Raw genomic sequence first — 19,034 nt, 5'->3', positions numbered from 1 at the left:
TGGACTGCACGGTGCTTCGCATTAAGCGCTTTGATTATGGCACATGGCCCGCCGATGGCAATGCGGGAAATCGGCGATAATGCAGGCTTTGGCGCTGTGCGTGTGCGCCGCTTGAGGCCAGTTGCGAAACCCTGCGCGCCCAAGGTCATGCCACCGCCCGCCCCGCCCCGATGTAGCGAACGTGAACGATCCCAAAACACTCGCAGATCGCATCGAAGATCTGCTGCCCCAGACCCAATGCACGAAGTGCGGCTATGACGGCTGCCGGCCCTATGCCGAAGCCGTCGCCGCCGGCACCGCCAACTACAACCAGTGCCCGCCCGGCGGCCTGGAAGGCGTTGAGCGCCTCGCGACACTGCTCGGCAAACCCGTCATCCCGATCAATCCGGACAACGGCGTGGAGCGTCCACGTCCGGTGGCGTTCATCGACGAACAACTGTGCATCGGTTGCACGCTGTGCATGCAGGCGTGTCCCGTCGACGCGATCGTGGGTGCGCCAAAACAGATGCACACCATCGTCAAGGATCTGTGCACGGGTTGCGACCTGTGCGTCGCGCCCTGCCCGGTCGACTGCATCGCAATGATTCCCGTTACGGGCGACGCGACCGGCTGGGACGCATGGACGCAGCAGCAGGCCGACGAAGCCCGCGTGCGCCATGACCGGCGCGCCGCGCGCCAGGCCGCCGAACGCAATGCAGCCGAGGCGCGCGCCGCCGCGCGCCGCGCCGCCACGAGCGCGCCGCAGGCCCAGGCAGCGCAGGACGCCGCTGTGCAAGCGAGCGCCACGCCATCCGCGAGCGCCCCCGCCGACGACGCCGAAGCGAAGAAGAAAGCGATCATCCAGGCTGCGCTCGAACGTGCGCGCCGCAAGAAGGCGGAACTGGCCGAACAGGGTGTGGGACCGCGCAACGTCGAACACGTGAGCGCCGATGTGCAGGCGCAGATCGATGCCGCAGAAGCGCGCCGCAAACGTATCGGTATCGAGTCGAATACATCGGACTCGTCGACTGACGAAGACAAATCCGCGCCATAGCGCTCCGCAACGCAACGCAAAGGCCCCACGCACAACGAGCATGAATGCCACCAAGCGCCGCGCCATCTACGAAACGCTGCAAAGCCTCAATCCGCATCCCACTACCGAGCTGGAATTCAACACGCCGTTCGAACTCCTGATCGCCGTGATGCTTTCCGCGCAGGCCACCGACGTTTCGGTGAACAGGGCCATGCGCCGGATGTTTCCGGTCGCCAACACGCCGGAAACGGTGCTCGCGCTGGGCGAAGAAGGGGTGGCCGATTACATCAAGACGATCGGCCTTTATCGCACCAAGGCCAAGAACGTCATTGCGACGTGCCGCATTCTCATCGAGCAATACGGCAGCGAAGTGCCACCCACGCGCGAGGCGCTCGAAGCCCTACCCGGCGTTGGACGCAAGACTGCCAACGTCGTGCTCAACACGGCCTTCGGTCAGCCGACCATCGCCGTCGACACGCATATCTTTCGGGTTGCGAACCGAACGGGACTCGCGCCCGGCAAGGACGTGCGCGCCGTCGAAACCGCGCTCGAAAAATTCACGCCGCCCGAGTTCCTCCAGGACGCGCATCACTGGCTCATCCTCCATGGCCGCTATGTGTGCAAGGCACGCCGGCCCGAATGCTGGCATTGCGTGATCGAGCCGCTGTGCGAGTTCAAGCCGAAGACGCCGCCGCCTGAGCTCTGAGCGAGCGCAGGCGCCCGGGCGTAAAATGATCGATTCAGATGTCGCAACACGACGCTGCACGATGTAGCGCACACCCATACGACCGACTCACGATGTTCAATCCCAGCCGCGACGAAGTCCGCCGCTTTTTCACCGAGACCTGGCGCAAGCAGCGCGCGGGCGAAATCCTCACGCCGCTCGAGGCGATCGCCGCCGACTGGATCGTCGAGCACCCCGAATATCACGCCGAACTCGCCGACGCCGATGCGGCCGCCGCGCAGGATTACTCGCCCGAGCGCGGCCAGAGCAATCCGTTCCTGCATCTGTCGATGCATCTCGCGATCAGCGAGCAGCTTTCGATCGACCAGCCGCCCGGCATCCGCGCCGCGCACGACCGGCTCGCCGCACGCCTCGGCTCCACGCACGATGCGCAGCACGCGATCATGGAGTGCCTCGGCGAAACGATCTGGGAAGCGCAACGCACGAACACGCCACCCGACACCGACGCCTATCTCATGCGCATCGAGCGCCGCGCTTCTCGCGATTGAATCGCGATTGAAGCGCGATTCAATCCCGACTGAATCGCAACTGAAAGCGCGACGGAGGCAAACGCCACCGCAAAAAAACACCCCGCGAACGCCTCGCCGCAAACGAGGCCCCCGCGGGGCGTTTCACATGATGCGGCACGCATGGCGCGCCGCGCTCACGCTTACTTCTTGTTGACGAGGTCGCCGCCGAGCGACTCGATGTACGCGGCGAGATCTTTCATATCGCTCTGCGAAAGGCTCTGCACCTGCGCCTGCATGATCGCATTGTTGCGGCCGAGGTGCGGATTGCTCGTACCCATCTGGTACTGGCGCAGCGCCCAGTAGATGTAGTCGGCGTGCTGGCCGGCGAGCTTCGGATATTCGGGGCTCACGGGCTTGTTCAGGCCCGGACCGTGACAGGCCGCGCAGTTGTGGCTGTCGGCGAGGACCTTGCCGTTGGAGGCATCGGCCGCGTATGCGGGGTTGAGCGCGAGCGCGGCGGCCAGTGCGAGCCCGGTACCCGCGAGCTTGATGGTTGCACCGGCAAACGAAGGCATAGCCGTGTAGGGCTTGTTCATGGGTTCTCCACCTGCCGGTTATTTATTCGGATTGTCTTTCGACGCGGCCGTTTGCGACGCATAGTAGGCCGCGATGTCGGCGATGTCCTGTTCGGTGAGCGAGGACGCGATCGCGTGCATCGTCTCGAAATGCCGGTCGCCCTTCTTGTAGGCGAGCAACGCGTTCATGATGTACTGCGCGTTCTGGCCGCCCAGAATGGGTACGTGGTAGACCTCGGGGTAAGCGGTGCGGTAGTCGGGAATACCATGGCAGCCGATACACATCGCCACCTTGTCCTGACCCGCCTTCGCGTTGCCCACGATGTCCGCGTGAGCCGTGACCGCGAAGCACGCCAGCATGGTGATTGCGCCCGTGATGACGTGCTTGCCGACAATTTTTTTCATAGCATCCAACCTGGCTTGAGGGGATTCGAACGCCCGAACCGCAGGCCACGGCCTGCGCCGCATTACTGCTGTTTTACTTTTGGGGTCGCCGTGCAGGCCGAAAAAAATCGGTCCGAGTATACCGCGACGCCGCGCCGCCCGTCCACCGGCCGCGCCACGCCTGGCGGGCCTCGGAGCGCATCGCGAGGCCCCGCGACGGGCCCGCGGCGGCCACGCAGCGCCCTGTCGCGCGGCCTCGCCCGCAGACAACCCGGAGGAACCCTGGCACGCGCAACGGACCCGCCGCGCGCCGTCGCGAAGCGGCTGACGGCCCTCGCGACCGTGCCCCAAAGTGCGGACCCAACGATACGCGGTGGCGCGCCGACGCAACACCCCATCTGACTTATACTGGGCTTTTTTCCCAGCGAGCGGATTCACCATGCGCGCCACGCGTTTCGAAGGCTCATCGCAGTACGTCGCCACCGACGACCTCAAGCTCGCGGTCAACGCCGCGATCACGCTGAAACGCCCCCTGCTCATCAAGGGCGAGCCCGGCACGGGCAAGACCATGCTGGCCGAAGAAGTGGCCGCTGCGCTGGGTATGCCGCTCATGCAGTGGCACATCAAGTCCACCACCAAGGCGCAGCAAGGGCTCTACGAGTACGACGCGGTCTCGCGCCTGCGCGACTCGCAGCTCGGTGACGAACGCGTGAAGGACATCGCCAACTACATCGTGAAAGGCGTGCTGTGGCAGGCGTTCGAGTCGGACGAGCAAAGCGTGCTGCTAATCGACGAAATCGACAAGGCCGATATCGAGTTCCCGAACGACCTGTTGCGCGAACTCGACCGCATGGAGTTCTACGTCTACGAGACGCGCCAGCTCATCAAGGCGAAACAGCGTCCGCTCGTCATCATCACGTCGAACAACGAGAAGGAGCTGCCCGACGCTTTCCTGCGCCGCTGCTTCTTTCACTACATCAGCTTTCCCGATCCGGCGACGATGCAACGTATCGTCGAGGTGCACTATCCGGGCATCCGCAAGGAACTGCTCAACGCGGCCATGGAAAGCTTCTTCGAACTGCGCAACGTCGCGGGCCTCAAGAAGAAGCCGTCGACGTCGGAACTGCTCGACTGGCTCAAGCTCCTGCTCGCCGAAGAGGTCCCGCCCTCGGCGCTGCGCGCGGTCGACGGCTCGAAGTCCATGCCGCCGCTCGCCGGCGCGCTGCTCAAAAACGAGCAGGACATGACGCTGTTCGAGCGCCTCATCTACATGAACCGCCACAACCGTTGACCGGGAAACCGCGCGCGAAAGCCGGAGACACCGCATGCTGATCGACTTCTTCTACACGCTGCGCGACGCGAAGCTGCCGGTTTCCGTGAAGGAGTACCTCACGCTCGTCGAAGCGCTCAAGGCGCGCGTGATCGCGCCCTCGCTCGACGACTTCTACTATCTCGCGCGCATGACGCTCGTGAAAGACGAGCAGTACTTCGACCGCTTCGATCAGGCGTTCGGCGCGTATTTTCGCGGCATCGAGAAGAAGTCGGAACTGGCCTTCGAGATCCCCGAAGACTGGCTCAAGAAGCGGCTGGGGCGCGACTTCACGCCCGAACAGCGCGCGCAGATCGAGGCGATGGGCGGCCTCGACAAGCTCATGGAGCGCCTCAAAGAGCTGTTCGAAGAACAGAAGGAGCGTCACGAGGGCGGCAGCAAGTGGATCGGCACGGGCGGCACGTCGCCCTTCGGCCACGGCGGCTATAACCCCGAAGGCATCCGCATCGGCGGCGAAGGCGGCCAGCGCAGCGCCGTGAAAGTGTGGGATGCGCGCGCGTACCGCGACTACGACGACCAGGTCGAAATCGGCACGCGCAACATCAAGGTCGCGTTGCGGCGCCTGCGCCGCTTCGCGCGCGAAGGCGCGGCGGAAGAACTCGACCTCGGCGACACGATCCGCAGCACCGCCGCGAACGCGGGCTGGCTCGACCTCAAGATGGTGCCGGAGCGCCACAACAACGTGAAAGTGCTGATGCTGCTCGACGTGGGCGGCTCGATGGACGATCACATCAAGCGCACCGAGGAGCTGTTCTCGGCTGCCAAGGCCGAGTTCAAGCATCTCGAGTTCTATTACTTCCACAACTGCGTGTACGACCACCTGTGGAAGAACAACCGCCGCCGCCACGCCGAGCGCACGCCCACGTGGGACCTGCTGCACAAGTTCACACCCGACTACAAGCTCATTTTCGTGGGCGACGCCACCATGAGCCCGTACGAGGTGCTGCAGCCGGGGGGCTCGGTCGAGTACAACAACCCCGAAGCGGGCGCCGTGTGGCTGCGCCGCCTCGCCGACCAGTTCCCGCATTTCGCCTGGCTCAACCCCGAGCCCGAGCGACTATGGGAGTACCGCCAGTCGGTGTCGATCATCCGCGAGATCCTCGGCCACCGCATGTACCCGCTCACCGTCGCCGGGCTCGAAACGGCCATGCGCGTGCTGAGCAAATAGGCGCCACCACTCCCGCCCTTTTCCGCTAGTTCGAGGCGGCGCGTGCCTGAAGGTGTCTTCAGGCCGCGCCGCCCGATGCCGTCATACCTAAGCAAAATCTGGAGACCAACCGCATGACCGCCCCCTCGTCCTCCGACCTGCCAGCGGCGTTCAGGCCGGGACCGCTGCGGCCCTTCGCCGACACCTCGGTCGCCACGATCGTGGCCGGCTTCGTCGCGATGATGACCGGCTACACCAGCTCGCTCGTGCTGATGTTTCAGGCCGGCCAGGCCGCGCATCTGTCCGACGCGCAGATCTCCTCGTGGATCTGGGCGCTGTCCATCGGCATGGCCTTGACCACCATCGGCCTGTCGCTGTGGTTGCGCGCGCCCATCGTGATCGCGTGGTCCACGCCGGGCGCGGCGCTGCTCATCAGCTCGCTGCCGCACGTGCCTTATGCCGAGGCGATCGGCGCTTATCTCGTCTGCGCCGTGCTGCTCACGGCCGTGGGCCTCACCGGCTGGTTCGACGCGCTCATGAAGCGCGTTCCCGCGGGCATCGCGGCGGCGCTGCTCGCGGGCATCCTGTTCGAGATCGGCATCGAGATCTTCCCCGCCGCGCAGGTGCAGACGCCGCTCGTGCTCACGATGTTCTTCGGCTACCTGATCGTGAAGCGCTTCGTGCCGCGCTACGCGATCGTCGCGACGCTCGTGATCGGCATCGCCGCCGCCGCCATGCTCGGGCTGCTCGACTTCAGCCACTTCCGCGTGGCGGTGGCGAGACCCGTGTTCACGATGCCGGCGTTCTCGCTCACCGCGGTGGTGAGCATCGGCATTCCGCTCTTCGTCGTGGCGATGGCCTCGCAGAACGTGCCCGGCATCGCCGTGCTGCGCGCCGACGGCTACGACCACACGGCCGCGCCCTCCTCGCCGCTCATCGCCACCACGGGCATCGCCTCGCTCGTGCTCGCGCCGTTCGGCTCGCACGGCGTGAACCTCGCGGCCATCACCGCGGCGATCTGCACCGGCCCGCACGCCCACGAAGATCGCACGAAGCGCTACATGGCGGCCGTCTGGTGCGGCATCTTCTACCTGATCGCCGGCACCTTCGGCGCGACCATCGCGGCGCTGTTCGCGGCGTTCCCGCAGGCGCTCGTGGTGTCGATCGCGGCGCTCGCGCTGTTCGGCTCGATCATGAGCGGCCTCACCAACGCCATGCAGAACCCGAGGGAGCGCGAAGCCGCGCTCATCACCTTCATGGTGACGGCTTCCGGGCTTACGCTGCTGTCCATCGGCGCGGCGTTCTGGGGGCTCGTGGCGGGGGTCATGACACAGTTCGTGCTCAACGCGCGGCGCGCCTGACGCGGGCGAGCCCCCGCCGCGTGCGCCCGCCAACGCCGCTGGCACGGTGTGCGCGGCGCGTTTGTCATGCGCCCTGCCCGCGCGAAACGCAACGCCATGCGTTTCCGCCATAAAATGACGATGTGAGCCGCGCCCGGACGCGCGGCAAGATGCGCCCCACCCGGTTCCCCGCCCAATCCGCGCGGGCCGTGCCGCAAAGGCGCAGCGCCTTTCTCGTTCCGCCCGGCGCACCTCGGGTTCACGCCTGAAGCGCGCCGGCCGTTCAACTCTCACCGATGCAGGCGCGCACGCGCCCACAAGGCCTGACATGACTACCGCACTCGACCAGCTCAAGCAGTACACCACCGTCGTCGCCGATACGGGCGACTTCCAGCAATTCGTGCAGTACAAGCCGCAGGACGCGACGACCAACCCGTCGCTGATCCTCAAGGCGGTCCAGAAAGCCGAGTACCGTCCGCTGCTCGAAAAAACCGTGCGCGATCACGCGAGCGAGTCGCTCGAGTCGATCATCGACCATCTGCTGATCGCCTTTGGCACCGAAATCCTCAAGATCATTCCGGGCCGCGTCTCGACCGAAGTCGATGCCCGCCTCTCGTTCGATACAAAAAGGTCGATCGAAAAGGCGCACCACATCATCGACCTGTACAAGCAGGCCGGCATCGGCCGTGAACGCGTGCTGATCAAGCTCGCCTCCACCTGGGAAGGCATCCGCGCCGCCGAAGCGCTGCAAAAGGACGGCATTCACTGCAACATGACGCTGCTGTTCTCGCTCGCGCAGGCCGCCGCGTGCGCCGAAGCGGGCGCGCAGCTCATCTCGCCGTTCGTGGGCCGCATCTACGACTGGTACAAGAAGGCCAAGGGGGCCGACTGGGACGATGCGAAGGACGGCGGCGCAAACGACCCGGGCGTGCAGTCGGTGCGCAAGATCTACGCGTACTACAAGAAGTTCGGCCACAAAACCGAGGTGATGGGTGCAAGCTTCCGCAACACGAGCCAGATCGTCGAGCTGGCCGGCTGCGACCTGCTCACCATCAGCCCGGACCTGCTGCAGAAGCTCCACGACAGCAACGAGAAGGTCGAGCGCAAGCTCTCGCCGGAAGCGTTCAAGGACGCGAAGATCGAGCGCGTGGCCGTGGACGAGTCGTCGTTCCGCTTCCAGCTCAACGACGATGCCATGGCGACCGAAAAGCTCGCTGAAGGCATCCGCGCGTTCGCCGCAGACGCGATCAAGCTCGAAAAGATGATCGAAGAACTGCGCGCGAAGTAATGCGCCGGCGCGCCCACGCAGCGCGCATTGCCGTATCGATGACCGAGGAGGGCCGCACAGGGAGCACGTGCGGCCCTTTGTTTTACGGGGCGGACTGCAACGACCGTTCCCGTCTGCACGCTCGCAAACCCTGACGACACACCGCTCGGTCACGTCATCGCGCGCGCCTAGAATCAGGGCAGCGGCGCAACCCGCCGCGCGATCCGGCCCCGTGCACACCCTCGCACGGAATCGCACGATCAAGGCCGGCCAACGTCCCGTCCGCAAGGAAACCGACGATGCAAATCCAGCCCTATCTCTTTTACCCCGGCAACTGCGATGAAGCGATCGCGTTCTATGGCGAAGCGCTCGGCGCGAAGGAAGTGATGAAGATGCGCTTCAAGGAAGCGCCGCCGGACCCCGCGCGCCCCATGCCGCCCGAATTCGCCGAAAAGATCATGCACGCGACGCTCCAGATCGGCGATGCGCAGATCATGGTGTCCGACGGCGGCTGCATGACGCAGAACGACAAGTTCCTCGGCTTCGGCGTCTCGTTGACCGGGTCCGACCTCGCCACGGCCGAACGCTACTTCAACGCGCTCGCCAAAGGCGGTACGGTCACGATGCCGTTCCAGAAGACCTTCTGGTCGCCCGGCTTCGGCATGCTGACCGACAAGTTCGGCGTGCCGTGGATGGTCTCGGCGCCGCACGAGCAGCCCGCCTGATCGTCCGCCGGCACGACCGGAGAAGCGCGCCCGGCGTCACACCATGCGGTGCGTCGCGGCGCGCTCGATGTTCCAGCGCGGCTCGGTCTCGAGCAGGAGCGCACGAAGGCGCTCCACCTGCTCCTCCACACGCAGGCTCAGCCAGTAGGGTCCCTGCATCTGCGGCTCGGGGCAGCCCTGCGGCTGAGCCTGCGTGCTTTCCTGGTCGGACTCGGCCACGCCGTCGCCTCCGCCACCGCCCTCTCCCCGTGCCCCGACCGTGCGCAGCGCCTGCTGCGCCGCCTCGGGGTGACGCCCGCCGCCAAAACGCAGCGCCCGCGCCGTGGCGAGCAGCGCACGGCGCACGGTCTCGCTACGCTCGGCGAACGCCACGCGCACGAGCGCCTGCTCGTAGCTGCCCGTGCCCGTACAGAGCATCTCCAGCGCGCTCAGCAGCGACCGGTGCAGGCGCTGCACCTGTTCGAGCCGCGCGAGCGGCACGTCGATCTCCTTGGCGACCGAGGGCATCAGCGCGCGCAGTTGCACGAGCCGTGCGTTCAGGCGCATGAAGGTCTGCACCTGCTCGTCGGCGTCGACGTGCACGCCGTTCGCCACCTGCGCATAGACGCGAGCGCAGTCGCGCAGATTGTCGGCGAGGCTGTAGCGCCACGAATACGTCGCGTGCAGCGGCAACGCAAACGAAAACACGAGCGCGATGACGATGCCGAGGATCACGTTGAGCGTGCGCCAGAGGCCCGTATCGATGAGGTTGTCGCCGTGCCCCGCGACGATGCACATGGTGATGGCGGCCAGCAGCGCGACGTAGCCGGGCTTGCCGATGGCGTAGTAGCCGCACACGGCGGCGACGAGCGACATCAGCACGTAGGTGAGCGCCACGGAGCCGGAAATGGCCTGCACGGCGATGAGCGAGAGCCCGATCACGGCGCCGAGCAGCGTGCCGAGCGCGCGCTCGGCGGCCTTCTTGCGGATGTTGCCCTGGTGCTGCAGTCCGCCGATCACGACGAGCAGCGTGACCGACGCCCAGATGCCGTGCGGAATATGGATGCCCGACGTGGCGAGAATCGAGGCGAGCATGGCGAGACCCACGCGCACGCTGTGGATCACCTTGGCGTTGAGGTAGCGATAGTACGGCGAGGCCAACGCGCGCCACATGCGCGCGAGACGCGAGCGGCGGCGCGGCGCCCGCAGGCGTTGCGCGCCGCTGCGCCCGGATCGGGAACGGGATTCGGTTTGGGACGAGGCCATGGCACGGGCTGAACGTGAGCCGGATCAGCAATCATCGTGCACCAGAAAAACAAATGCCCGCAACTGTTGTGTTGCGGGCATTTTCGCTAACGCCACGCCCCGCGGCTCGCGCCGGGCATGGGGACATCAGCCCTCGACGACGTCGAGATAGTCTTCCGGACGCGTGCGGTCCGCGCCCTTCTGCATGCCGACCACGTGCACGAGGGCCGACACGACGATCGCGACCACGAGGTTCACGATCAGCGACCACACCGCGGCGTAGCCCGGAATCGCCATGCCGAACAGGTGGATCGTGAAGATCGAGCCCTTCAACTGCAGCGAGATCGCCATCCACGTGCCCGTGGCAATGCCGGCCGCCCACCCGATCAGCAAACCGCGATAGTCCAGCATGCGCGTGTAGAGACCGAGCACGATGGCGGGCAGCGTCTGGATGATCCAGATACCGCCGAGCAGCTGCAGCTGGATCGCGTACGTGAGCGGCAGGCCCAGGATGAACGCCACCGCGCCGACCTTCACGATCAGCGAGACCAGCTTGGCGATGTTGGTCTCCTGCTCGTGATTCATGTTGCGGTTGATGAACTCCTTGTGGATGTTGCGCGTGTACAGATTAGCAGCCGCAATCGACATGATCGCCGCGGGAACCAGCGCGCCGATACCGATGGCCGCGAACGCCACGCCCACGAACCACGACGGGAAGAAGTGCAGGAACAGCGCCGGCACCGCGAAGTTCGGACCGAAGGCCTTGAAGTACGGCGCGAATTCGGGCATGTCCTTCACGCCGGCGGCGAGCGCCATGTAGCCGAGCAGCGCGAGCAGACCGAGCACCAGCGAGTACGCCGGCAGCATCGCCATATTGCGGCGGATGGTGTTGCCCGACGACGACGACAGGATGGCCGTGACCGAGTGCGGGTACAGGAACAGCGCGAGCGCCGACCCTACCGCCAGTGTCGCGTAGGCGCTATAGCCGTTCAGACTCGTGGCATCCGGCGACTTGAGCAACAGCTTGGCCGGCGGCACCGCGCCGAAGATGTGGCCGAAGCCGCCCATCTGCGCGGGAATCACGATGATCGCGACGATGATCGTGATGTAGATGAGGATGTCCTTCACCACGGCGATCATGGCCGGCGCGCGCAGGCCCGACGTGTACGTGTACGCGGCGAGAATCGCGAACGCGATGATGAGCGGCAGGTCGCCGACAAAGCCCGTCGTGTCGAAGCCGAGCGCGCCGATCACCACTTCGATACCCACCAGCTGCAGCGCGATATACGGCATGGTCGCGACGATGCCCGTCACGGCGATGGCGAGCGCGAGCATGCGGCTGCCATAGCGCGCGCTCACGAAGTCGGCCGAGGTGACGTATTGATGGCGCTTCGCGACGGCCCAGAGCTTCGGGAACACGACGAACGCGAACGGATAGATCAGGATCGTGTACGGCAGCGCGAAGAAACCCGTTGCGCCCGCACCGAACACGAGCGCCGGCACGGCAATAAAGGTGTACGCGGTGTAGAGGTCCCCGCCGAGCAGGAACCAGGTGACGATCGTGCCGAAACGGCGGCCGCCGAGGCCCCACTCTTCGAGGTGCGCGAGGTCGCCCTTGCGCCAGTGCGCGGCGACGAAGCCGAGCACCGTGACGCCGAGGAAAAACAGAATAAAGACAATCGTTGCTGTGACGTTCATTGCGCGCCCCCTTCATCGCCCTTGCGGGTCTTCGTCTTGAAGTAGACGAGCGCGGTAATGACTGCGCTGATCAGCACCCAGAGAAGCTGATACCAGTAGAAAAACGGGAAGTCCCACAGAGTGGGCTCGATTCTGTTGTAAGACGGCACCCAGACCATCGCGATCCAGGGCAGCAGCAAAAGCCACAGCCAATGCTTGCTTGGTTTTCCGGCGTCGGCGTCGTGAGCCATGACGTCTCCTCGTTGCTTATGTAGTTATGCGGCCTTGCTTTGTCTGCGGTCCGCCGCCCGGCGTGAGGCGGCCGATGGCCTCACGGACGGATGGTCCGCAAGGTCCCCGAAAGCGCAGAAAAGAGTATCGAGGCCACGCCGCACGGTCAAGCAGGGCGGACCCCAATTCCGAGGACGTTGTCAAGAGCCAACGGCTTGAGCCGCGTCCTGATAATTGGCCGGAAATGCGCTATGCAGGCGAAAAAAAACCGGCCCAGGGATGCCCCTGAAGCCGGTTTTCCGTGCCGCAACGGCGTTGCCGCCGTTCGCGCGGATCAGATCGAGAACGTTGCGCCGTGCTGGCCGCTCGATTCTCGCAGCGCCTTGACCCACTGGTGCGCCGGCAGGCCGAGCTTGCTTTCGAGCAGACGCGCGCGCTTTTCGAGCGCATCGAAGGTGACTTCGAGTGCCGGGCCCGAGAACGCGAGCGCCACGCGATTGCCTTCGTGCACTTCGGGCAGCGCGATCACGCGGCCCTCGAAGGCTTCGTTCAGGCGCTTCATGTTGCGCACGAAGCTCGGGTGGTCGCCGAACAGGTTGATGGTCGCAACGCCGGCATTGGTCAGGCAGGCGCGCACGGCGCGGTAGAACGCCACGCTGTCGAGCACCGGGCCGCGCGCGGTCGCATCGTACACGTCGATCTGCAGCGCGCCGATAGTGCCGTGATTGGCGCGATCCTGCACGAAGTCCCACGCGTCGAGTTCGCGCACTGTGAGGCGCGCGTCGTCGTACGGCAGATCGAACATCGTGCGCGCGGCCACCACGACCGCCGGATTCAGTTCGATCGCCTCGACCTTCGCGGGACGCAGATAGCGGTGCGCGAACTTGGTGAGCGCGGCGGCGCCCAGACCCAGTTGCACGATGCGCTCGGGCGTGGCCAGGAACAGCAGCCAGGCCATCATCTGCTGCGCGTATTCCAGTTCGATGTGCAGCGGCTTCGCCAGACGCATCGCGCCCTGTACCCACTCCGTGCCGAAGTGCAGATAGCGCACGCCGTTCTCTTCCGAGAACGTGACCGGCGCGAAACGCGGCTTGCGCGGCGCTTCGATGACCGGGGCGTTGTCGAGTTCTTCGGCGGCAGCGGCGCGGCGCGGGCGCTTCGTGACCTTTGCGGTCTTGCTCGCGGTGTCGCCCGATTGCGTCGCGTTGCCGGTTTGCTTGAATGCGCGGGCCTCGGCTGAGGCGCGCTTGATGAGAGTCGTCATGTAGAAAATCGCTTGCTGTGGGGGCGCAAATGCAGGTGCATTTGCTCAGGCGACCGAGAGCATAGCATTCGCGGCGCTTCGGGCCTGATTTCGCAGGCACTTCGAGCGCCTGGCCCACGCGCTGCGCGAGTCAGTGACTGTCGCCTGGAGCGCCTGGCATGTGCGTCATTGGCAAAATGATCAGGGGCAGACGTTTCTTGTTCGTTATGGTCCCGTGTCCCGACGGGATCAGCGCGCGCCGCAGCGTGCTGCGGAACGATGCTAGCGGGGCGAGTTTGCAGCGCGCTTATGTTTGCGTGCGCCAGCACTCATAGGCGCATCGGTGCGCAGTCTCGCAGACTCAAGATTCGCAATTCAGCGCCGATATTCCTCCAGGAGACCAAAACTGATCCGGCGCACAAGACCGAAAGTCTCCGAGGCAGCAGAGTTCCGCAATCACAAGGTAAAACAAATATGTTCAACACCGTGCGAACCATCGGCGTGATCACGCCGCTCCTGTTTCTGACCGCATGTGCTGTGGTCGCTCCGCCGTACTCTCCCGACGTCGACAATATCCAGTCGCTCAAGAACGTGACCGCAGCGCACGCGAAAGTCGGCGCATTCGATTCCCAGGCAGACGCAAAAAATCCGTATCCGGTTCCCTTGCGTGCAAATAGCTTGAAGTCGCCGGTCGGCAATTCATTCGGCGCCTATCTTGCCGATGCAATGACGAAGGAATTGCAGATGGCCGGCAAGCTTTCTCCGGAAAGCGATGTCGAGATCAAGGCGACGCTACTGGAAAACGACATCGACGTCGGCGTTGCAACCGGCGCTGCACGACTGTCGGCACGCTTCATCGTGATGCGATCGGGCAGCGTGCGTTATGACCAGGTGAAGTTCGCGCACACGCAATGGGATTCGGCGTTCGCGGCCATGATCGCAGTACCGAAGGCGCGCGAAGAATATCCGCTCGCCGTGCAGAAGTTGCTCGGCGAACTCTACGCCGACCCTGCCTTCATTCAGGCAATCCAATAACTCAACCAGCCATCCAACGGGGAACGAACACCATGACAATGATTCGAATGATCGCGGCGGCAAGCGTGGTCGCCGCACTTTCAGGCTGTGCGCACGAAATTTCGCTGACCGGCGACGCAAGCAAGATTCCGACGCTCTCGACGCAACCGCTCGACAAGTCCGTGGGTCTCGTCATTACGGACGACGAGTTGTCGAAGGAAGTGATCACGCCCGGCGGCGGCGGCGACAAGGTGAGCTATCACCCGTACCACGACCTCGAACTGCCGATGTACGTTGGACTCGGTCACGTGTTCAAGAACGTGACCAAGCTCAAAAGCGCACCGGATGCGGCAACGATTCAGGCCAAGCATCTCGACTACGTGATCACGCCGACGATCAAGACGACGTCGTCGTCCCCTAGCCTTCTCACCTGGCCGCCCACGGATTTCTCGGTCACGCTTGCCTGCACCGTCACGGACCCGAGCGGCCAGACCGTGACCACAACGGACGTGACGGGAACCGGCCACGCGGAGTTTAGTGAGTTCAAGCGCAACTTCAGCCTGGCTGGCCAGCTTGCAACGGCCGATGCGGTGACCAGGTTGCAGTCGGCGCTCGCGACGGCGCCCGAATTGCAGAAGTAACGCTTCGACGGCGCGGCTGGAGCGACTATCCGGCCGCGCACTTTTGCCGTGTATTGACAGGTGCAGCGGTCACGGCGCAACCCACTTGCGCAGCTTCTCCCACTCGCGCAACTTTCCCGCATAAGGCACGGCCGCATACGCTGGGCTGCTCGACGGTAGCTTGACGAGATCGAGCGATACGCGGCTCACCGCCAGCGCCTGCGTGCCGATCTTCGCAGCCGTCCCGCCGTTGAACGCAATACACGCCAGATTGGGCAACGTGGCGATCAGTGCCACGAGATCGTTCGCCGCGTGGTCGCGAATGCGGCTATCGAGACTGCCTTCGCGTTTCGCTTGCGCAATGACGTCCCACAGCCCCACGCGATGCTCGAGCAGCGCTTGCAGTCGCGCTTCGTAGTTCATGCCCGGCAGCGCTTCGCCAATCACATCGCCGATCAAATGCCAGAACTTGTTCTGCTTGTGCGCGTAATACTGCTGATGCGCGAGCGACGCCTCGCCAGGCAGACTGCCGAGGATGAGCACACGCGTGCGTGCATCGACGACGGGATCGAAGCAGCGCTTGAAGGTCATGGCAACGGATGCTGCACGTTCAACGCGGCGCGTGATGCGCGCGCGAGGCGGTGTGATCGAGCGGGCCGCGTTCGCGTCCGAGATGCACGCCGGCTTCTTGCGCCAAAGGTCCGCTTGCGAGGCGCGACCACAGCGCGGGCAGCATGCATTCGGTCACGAGCAGCGGCGCGCCTGCGCGCTCGAATACCGAGCGGCGCGCGACGAACGCATGCGGCGTGTGCTTCGGTTCTAGCATGAGCTCGCGCGCCGCGAGTGTATAGAGCGGATGCCGCGCGCTTACGCGCCGGCTCACGAGCGCGGAGCGCGCCACACCGCTATCGCTATAGAGAAGTTCCGCGAGCGGCCGCGTACGTAAGCGGCGCATGGCCTGCCACACGCCTTGACTCGCGGCGAGTGGCGTCACGCTGTGCGCGGCGACGAACGGCACACCATCGACTTCGAGGACGATCTCGCGCACCCACGCGCGCTCGCGCGGCGCCAGACCGAGCGCGGCACATTCATCGGACCAGGGCATGTCGACGGCTTCGCGCGTGACCCGCACCACGACGCGGCCGAGCATGCGCAAATGCGCCGTGAGCGAACCGCCGCGCGTGAGCCAGTCCTTCTGGTCGGCGCTCAAGGCGGGCAAGGGCGTGACGCGCCAGTGCGCGTTAGCGGCATCGAATCGAAGAGGCATGGCGCGCATTATAGGCTGCGAGGATTTCAGTTCGCTGCAAGCGCGGCGGACAAGCGATGACGGGCGGCGGTGTTTGTCGCGCGATAAAATCACGCGCCGTACGCTCCCGAGATTCCCCGCCACCCACAGAAGGCTAGCAAAGCGACATGCGTGTGCTCTCAGGGCTGCGCCGAAGTGCACTTAATCCAATCAAGCCATGCCACAAGTTCCCCACCTGCTTGTGCAAAGCCCCCGACCAAAAAATCGATTAGCTGGCGTACCCGTGGAACCGCATAGCGTGCGATGTAGAACCCCATATACGCCGTCTTCGGGAACGATATAGTCGGGCATCAAGATCTTGAGTGGACCGTAGCGCAAGTCGGCAGCGGCATCCCAGATGGTCTTGTGCACAGTGCCATGTCCGGCCAGCGCCAGGCGACGTACAAGAGCGCCGTCGTCGGTTTCCGAAGCGCGATCCACCGCGACTGTATGGCTCCACTGTCCAGATTCTGGCTACCCTATTTGACCAACTCGGGCTTGTCCGCAGCCTGCAGCAAGACCTCCACACGCCGGTACCGTGCGGCCGATCCGGCGTCGCAGCCGCAACGCGCCGCAATGTCGCCACGCTCATGAACGCGCGCCAGCAGGGGCGGCCAATTTGGGCTCGCGGCGGGGACACGGGCACCATGTGCAAGAAGCGTGGCGACCGCCTCCGGATTCGCCATCAGGGCGGATCGGGTCAGGGCGGTGGTTCGATCAATGTCGGCCGCCGTCAGATTCGGGTTCGCGCCATGATCCAACAGCACCTCAACCATCGCCGCCTGCACGCTCGGGACCGCCCCTGACCAGTCGAACAGATAGATCAAAGGCGTTTCTCCTCCCGCATTCTGCTGGTTCGGATTTGCCCCGATTGCCAGCAATTGCATTAGCTTTTCTGCTGCATTGTTGTCTTTGAACGGCGCCACAGCGAAGATCGGAGTCCGGCCGTATTTGTTCGGCTGATTGACCGCCACGCCTGCTTTCGACAGGAGATCTATGACCTCATCCCCACCAAATTTGCTCAACGCTCCCGCCGCACGATAGAGCGCATTGTCGCCTTCGTCATCCACCTGGCTGATCAACGCGGGATGCGCCGCCAGCAAAGTGCGAAGGATTGCCATTTTTGCGGCGGCAGCCTCGGGAGTCCAGGAGGAGAGACTTGCGGCCAGCGGAAACGGATTAACGCTTCGATTGCTGCCAAAATATTCCGTCTCCGCACCGGCCTTGAGCAGCACCTGTACCGTCTCTGCATCGTTGTTATAGATGGCCCGCACCAGCGGCGGTGCGACTCCGTCGCCGAGCGCTGTGTTCGGGTCCGCGCCGTGCGCAATCAACTGGCGCGCAAACTCGCCCTGCCTGGCTTGCAGCGCCGCCAGCACGGCCGTGACGCCAGCGGGATTCAGCTCGTTCACGTCGATGTCCGGATCCGCCAACGCCTGGGCAAACGCGCCGGCATCCCGTGCCGCTATGGCGCGAAACAGTCCATAGTGAGGATGACAAACCTGTTCATTGAGCTTTTCGCTGCCCAGGGCCTTGCTCAATCGAGCCGCCGTGACCCGCGGCACTTTTGCCGGACCCAAGGCCGAACAGTACAGACGATATTCCTCTTGCCCGTATTGCGAGGCATGTTGGTAGAATCGTTCACGGCAAACCTGCGGCCCGGTTTGCGCATAAATGTCGCCTAGATTGAGATGCGCCACTGTCCGGGCGGGGTCGCGCCGCAGAATGTCCTGCAGCATGTTGACGGCTTCGAACTGGCCGTCACAACGGTCGCCGGACGACAGGAAGTAAGCCGCGTCGTTGAGCTGCCCGGTATCGAGCCCCGCGTTGCGCCAGTCGCTGCGAGTCAGCAAGGGCTCCAGGACATTTGCCGCGCTCGCACGTTGCCCTGGCTGGCGGAACAGCGCGCGCGCCCGTTCAATCGTATCGGCCCATTCCGTGGGCGAGGGGCGGGGCGCGGTGTGGAAATGGAATGCAGACGGAGGGCTGCCGGCGAAGTTCTGATTGAAGGGCGAACCCTGCCACACGGCCCGCAATGCCGCTTCCAGCACCGCCGTATCGGCAGACGGCTCCTCGCCGGCCGGCCAGACCGTGACCTCGCCGGGCGTCGTCGCGGAGAACGAAAGCATAAGACCGCTGGGAAGCCGGATATAGAATGAGCTCGCCCCGGCACAGGGCGCACCGAGGAGTAGCCTGTCGTCCGACAGCGCCGAAATTCTCATATCGCCGAGCCGGCCTGCCGCATAACATTCCCCGAGTGGCAACGGCGCGGAACGCCATATGCGGTTCTTGTCATGATCGTAGCCATCGAGATAGAGCACCCCCGCGCCAAACACGGTGACCGTATACGGATGATCGGACTTGCCCCCGAAGGCAATCGCACGCTCGCCGACGCCGACGTGAAACTGGTCCAAAAAGAGTCGCTCTATATACCCATCGTCAAGTTGCGCGTTCGCCAATCCCGGCGATAGCAAAAGCAAGGCCCCGAGCGTCAGGACGCAGCTCGCGATATGTTTTTTCATCTTCCCATCTTTCATGAATTTCTAATCCCTCGGTCGTAGGGGGCTAAGCGACGATGAGGGAAGCACTGGTTAAAAAGTCCATCGCCGAGTACTAAGCGTATGTGACGCAAGATTTCAGGTCTGGAGGTCTATGAGGTAAGTTACAGGCGGCTTTTCGAACAACCTTCCCAGATTCTTCGTATGACGACAGCGCTGCTGGACCGCCGGACCCCTCACTACCTCGTCGTGCAAACCGGGACGCGAT

General features: G+C 64.4%; 19 protein-coding genes. 10 read left to right on the top strand and 9 right to left on the bottom strand.

Features of this window, described 5'->3' with window-relative positions; genetic code table 11:
• Positions 1-181 precede the first annotated feature (181 nt).
• From rsxB to AB3X99_RS11690, 3 genes are all read left to right on the top strand, one after another.
• The gene (gene rsxB, locus AB3X99_RS11700) at positions 182-1,033 is read left to right on the top strand and encodes an electron transport complex subunit RsxB (protein ID WP_368616999.1); all 852 of its coding nucleotides are present in this window, start codon (positions 182-184) and stop codon (positions 1,031-1,033) included.
• 40 nt (positions 1,034-1,073) lie between these two features.
• Positions 1,074-1,718, top strand: coding sequence for an endonuclease III (gene nth, locus AB3X99_RS11695; protein ID WP_342947924.1), 645 nt, complete (start codon positions 1,074-1,076; stop codon positions 1,716-1,718).
• 92 nt (positions 1,719-1,810) lie between these two features.
• Positions 1,811-2,245 carry a DUF1841 family protein gene (locus tag AB3X99_RS11690; RefSeq protein ID WP_028210468.1) on the top strand — a complete coding sequence of 145 codons (435 nt, stop codon included), beginning with the start codon at positions 1,811-1,813 and terminating at the stop codon, positions 2,243-2,245.
• Positions 2,246-2,406: 161 nt separating this feature from the next.
• Here the strand turns inward: AB3X99_RS11690 and AB3X99_RS11685 are convergent, their stop codons facing one another.
• Both AB3X99_RS11685 and AB3X99_RS11680 read right to left on the bottom strand, forming a co-directional pair.
• Complete coding sequence (locus tag AB3X99_RS11685; RefSeq protein ID WP_368607077.1) at positions 2,407-2,802, bottom strand: cytochrome c; 396 nt, start codon at positions 2,800-2,802, stop codon at positions 2,407-2,409.
• An 18-nt stretch (positions 2,803-2,820) separates the two neighbouring features.
• Positions 2,821-3,186, bottom strand: a complete 366-nt coding sequence (locus tag AB3X99_RS11680) for a c-type cytochrome (RefSeq protein ID WP_069265359.1) — start codon at positions 3,184-3,186, stop codon at positions 2,821-2,823.
• A 418-nt stretch (positions 3,187-3,604) separates the two neighbouring features.
• On the opposite strand from AB3X99_RS11680, the gene AB3X99_RS11675 reads away from it, so the two are divergent.
• The 5 genes from AB3X99_RS11675 to AB3X99_RS11655 all read left to right on the top strand — a co-directional run bounded on the left by AB3X99_RS11675 (position 3,605) and on the right by AB3X99_RS11655 (position 8,974).
• A complete protein-coding gene (locus AB3X99_RS11675) occupies positions 3,605-4,456 on the top strand; it encodes a MoxR family ATPase (protein WP_069265360.1) in 852 nt (283 codons plus the stop codon).
• Between the two features lie 34 nt (positions 4,457-4,490).
• The gene (locus tag AB3X99_RS11670; protein ID WP_368616998.1) at positions 4,491-5,663 is read left to right on the top strand and encodes a VWA domain-containing protein; all 1,173 of its coding nucleotides are present in this window, start codon (positions 4,491-4,493) and stop codon (positions 5,661-5,663) included.
• Positions 5,664-5,776: 113 nt separating this feature from the next.
• Positions 5,777-7,003: a benzoate/H(+) symporter BenE family transporter gene (locus tag AB3X99_RS11665; RefSeq protein ID WP_368616997.1), complete on the top strand. Its 1,227-nt coding sequence runs from the start codon at positions 5,777-5,779 to the stop codon at positions 7,001-7,003.
• 307 nt (positions 7,004-7,310) lie between these two features.
• Positions 7,311-8,270: a transaldolase gene (gene tal, locus AB3X99_RS11660; protein WP_368616996.1), complete on the top strand. Its 960-nt coding sequence runs from the start codon at positions 7,311-7,313 to the stop codon at positions 8,268-8,270.
• 278 nt (positions 8,271-8,548) lie between these two features.
• The gene (locus AB3X99_RS11655) at positions 8,549-8,974 is read left to right on the top strand and encodes a VOC family protein (RefSeq protein ID WP_342947921.1); all 426 of its coding nucleotides are present in this window, start codon (positions 8,549-8,551) and stop codon (positions 8,972-8,974) included.
• A gap of 36 nt (positions 8,975-9,010) precedes the next feature.
• Here AB3X99_RS11655 and AB3X99_RS11650 read toward each other — a convergent pair whose 3' ends face one another.
• From AB3X99_RS11650 to AB3X99_RS11635, 4 genes are all read right to left on the bottom strand, one after another.
• Positions 9,011-10,126 (bottom strand): FUSC family protein, encoded by a 1,116-nt coding sequence (locus AB3X99_RS11650; RefSeq protein WP_368617050.1) that lies wholly within the window; start codon positions 10,124-10,126, stop codon positions 9,011-9,013.
• Between the two features lie 219 nt (positions 10,127-10,345).
• Entirely contained in the window at positions 10,346-11,896 is a 1,551-nt protein-coding gene (gene mctP / locus AB3X99_RS11645) for a monocarboxylate uptake permease MctP (protein WP_069265366.1), read from the bottom strand.
• Complete coding sequence (locus AB3X99_RS11640; RefSeq protein ID WP_342920986.1) at positions 11,893-12,126, bottom strand: DUF3311 domain-containing protein; 234 nt, start codon at positions 12,124-12,126, stop codon at positions 11,893-11,895. Before AB3X99_RS11640 ends, mctP begins: the two co-directional genes overlap by 4 nt.
• Before the next feature lie 314 nt (positions 12,127-12,440).
• Positions 12,441-13,370, bottom strand: a complete 930-nt coding sequence (locus tag AB3X99_RS11635) for a spermidine synthase (RefSeq protein ID WP_368616995.1) — start codon at positions 13,368-13,370, stop codon at positions 12,441-12,443.
• 288 nt (positions 13,371-13,658) lie between these two features.
• On the opposite strand from AB3X99_RS11635, the gene AB3X99_RS11630 reads away from it, so the two are divergent.
• Positions 13,659-14,384 (top strand): hypothetical protein, encoded by a 726-nt coding sequence (locus AB3X99_RS11630; RefSeq protein WP_368616994.1) that lies wholly within the window; start codon positions 13,659-13,661, stop codon positions 14,382-14,384.
• A gap of 32 nt (positions 14,385-14,416) precedes the next feature.
• Positions 14,417-15,004, top strand: a complete 588-nt coding sequence (locus AB3X99_RS11625; protein WP_069265370.1) for a hypothetical protein — start codon at positions 14,417-14,419, stop codon at positions 15,002-15,004.
• A gap of 69 nt (positions 15,005-15,073) precedes the next feature.
• On the opposite strand, the gene AB3X99_RS11620 is transcribed toward AB3X99_RS11625, so the two are convergent.
• The 3 genes from AB3X99_RS11620 to AB3X99_RS11610 all read right to left on the bottom strand — a co-directional run bounded on the left by AB3X99_RS11620 (position 15,074) and on the right by AB3X99_RS11610 (position 18,805).
• Positions 15,074-15,574: a DNA-deoxyinosine glycosylase gene (locus AB3X99_RS11620; protein ID WP_368616993.1), complete on the bottom strand. Its 501-nt coding sequence runs from the start codon at positions 15,572-15,574 to the stop codon at positions 15,074-15,076.
• A gap of 19 nt (positions 15,575-15,593) precedes the next feature.
• On the bottom strand, positions 15,594-16,250 hold the full coding sequence (locus tag AB3X99_RS11615; protein WP_368616992.1) for a chorismate lyase: 657 nt from the start codon (positions 16,248-16,250) through the stop codon (positions 15,594-15,596).
• Positions 16,251-16,747: 497 nt separating this feature from the next.
• Positions 16,748-18,805, bottom strand: a complete 2,058-nt coding sequence (locus AB3X99_RS11610; protein ID WP_368616991.1) for an ankyrin repeat domain-containing protein — start codon at positions 18,803-18,805, stop codon at positions 16,748-16,750.
• Between the last annotated feature and the right edge of the window lie 229 nt (positions 18,806-19,034).

It is taken from the genome of Paraburkholderia sp. BR10882 (assembly GCF_040948855.1).
Classification (GTDB): domain Bacteria; phylum Pseudomonadota; class Gammaproteobacteria; order Burkholderiales; family Burkholderiaceae; genus Paraburkholderia; species Paraburkholderia nodosa_A.
The sequence above is the reverse complement of the archived record's forward strand: the minus strand, read 5'-3'. Positions and strand labels throughout refer to the sequence as shown.

Excerpts from the sequence above, each read along its gene's own strand:
- AB3X99_RS11610 (WP_368616991.1), bottom strand. The coding sequence starts at position 18,805 with ATGAAAGATGGGAAGATGAAAAAACATATCGCGAGCTGCGTCCTGACG.
- AB3X99_RS11635 (WP_368616995.1), bottom strand. The coding sequence starts at position 13,370 with ATGACGACTCTCATCAAGCGCGCCTCAGCCGAGGCCCGCGCATTCAAG.
- AB3X99_RS11665 (WP_368616997.1), top strand. The coding sequence starts at position 5,777 with ATGACCGCCCCCTCGTCCTCCGACCTGCCAGCGGCGTTCAGGCCGGGA.
- AB3X99_RS11630 (WP_368616994.1), top strand. The coding sequence starts at position 13,659 with ATGTTTGCGTGCGCCAGCACTCATAGGCGCATCGGTGCGCAGTCTCGC.
- AB3X99_RS11615 (WP_368616992.1), bottom strand. The coding sequence starts at position 16,250 with ATGCCTCTTCGATTCGATGCCGCTAACGCGCACTGGCGCGTCACGCCC.
- AB3X99_RS11640 (WP_342920986.1), bottom strand. The coding sequence starts at position 12,126 with ATGGCTCACGACGCCGACGCCGGAAAACCAAGCAAGCATTGGCTGTGG.
- AB3X99_RS11685 (WP_368607077.1), bottom strand. The coding sequence starts at position 2,802 with ATGAACAAGCCCTACACGGCTATGCCTTCGTTTGCCGGTGCAACCATC.
- AB3X99_RS11690 (WP_028210468.1), top strand. The coding sequence starts at position 1,811 with ATGTTCAATCCCAGCCGCGACGAAGTCCGCCGCTTTTTCACCGAGACC.
- mctP (WP_069265366.1), bottom strand. The coding sequence starts at position 11,896 with ATGAACGTCACAGCAACGATTGTCTTTATTCTGTTTTTCCTCGGCGTC.
- tal (WP_368616996.1), top strand. The coding sequence starts at position 7,311 with ATGACTACCGCACTCGACCAGCTCAAGCAGTACACCACCGTCGTCGCC.
- AB3X99_RS11650 (WP_368617050.1), bottom strand. The coding sequence starts at position 10,126 with ATGTGGCGCGCGTTGGCCTCGCCGTACTATCGCTACCTCAACGCCAAG.
- AB3X99_RS11675 (WP_069265360.1), top strand. The coding sequence starts at position 3,605 with ATGCGCGCCACGCGTTTCGAAGGCTCATCGCAGTACGTCGCCACCGAC.
- AB3X99_RS11625 (WP_069265370.1), top strand. The coding sequence starts at position 14,417 with ATGACAATGATTCGAATGATCGCGGCGGCAAGCGTGGTCGCCGCACTT.
- AB3X99_RS11655 (WP_342947921.1), top strand. The coding sequence starts at position 8,549 with ATGCAAATCCAGCCCTATCTCTTTTACCCCGGCAACTGCGATGAAGCG.
- AB3X99_RS11670 (WP_368616998.1), top strand. The coding sequence starts at position 4,491 with ATGCTGATCGACTTCTTCTACACGCTGCGCGACGCGAAGCTGCCGGTT.
- AB3X99_RS11620 (WP_368616993.1), bottom strand. The coding sequence starts at position 15,574 with ATGACCTTCAAGCGCTGCTTCGATCCCGTCGTCGATGCACGCACGCGT.
- nth (WP_342947924.1), top strand. The coding sequence starts at position 1,074 with ATGAATGCCACCAAGCGCCGCGCCATCTACGAAACGCTGCAAAGCCTC.
- AB3X99_RS11680 (WP_069265359.1), bottom strand. The coding sequence starts at position 3,186 with ATGAAAAAAATTGTCGGCAAGCACGTCATCACGGGCGCAATCACCATG.